The following is a 717-nucleotide window of genomic DNA, read 5'->3' as shown; positions in this document are numbered from 1 at the left end:
CGGTTGTTGCCGTCCGCAGATTGCCGATCAATCCTTCGGTCCTTTAAGCGGGTAGGCGCACACCATGGCCACCGCTGTCACACGGCGCCTCGTCGCGCTCGCCATTGCGTTGCTGAGCGTGTGCTCGGCACACGCCTTTGTCCCCATGGTCCTGGTACAGGCCGCAGACCGGGCCGTGTCAGCAGTGGGCTATGTCTCGCAACTCCAGCCCGTCGACGATGCCGACCCGGTGCAATCCGTGGAGCGCCAACGTGCGCTGGGCGGCAACGTCATCCTATGGCCCGGTCGCACCCTGCATGACTTGGACCGCTTCGCCGCGCTGCTCCAGCAAGCCAGCAAGTACCGCAGCACGTTCACGCACGTCTACCTAGTACACCGCTTTGGCGATGAGATCTTCTACTGCCAATGGGGTATCTGCATGGGTGAAGACGAAGGCCTGCTGCAGATAGCCGCCCGCATGGCCCACGCGGCCGGGCTCAAGACCATCTGCACAATCCTGCCCGACGTCATCCTAGACCGGCGCTTCCGCCTGGGCGACATGACCATGTGCGACGGCATTGCGGCCGATGTGTACTTCTCCATCCGTCCCACCGTGCCAGACCTGCAGGGCTGCCGCTTCAGCGACAACTACCTGGCCAACCTCTGGCACTGCAGCGAACGCAAACTGCGCGCTGCGGACTTCCAGGGCCAGTTTGGCTGTATCGCCCAAGGCTTTGC

The 717-nt window shown here is 63.6% G+C and carries 1 protein-coding gene; it reads left to right on the top strand.

Annotated elements, in window-relative coordinates; all coding sequences use genetic code 11:
- Positions 1 to 64 precede the first annotated feature (64 nt).
- On the top strand, positions 65 to 717 hold a 653-nt coding region (locus tag AC07OO_RS25585; RefSeq protein WP_495084998.1), incomplete at its 3' end, for a hypothetical protein.

Source organism: Rhodoferax sp. GW821-FHT07G04 (assembly GCF_059418585.1).
The sequence above is the reverse complement of the archived record's forward strand: the minus strand, read 5'-3'. Positions and strand labels throughout refer to the sequence as shown.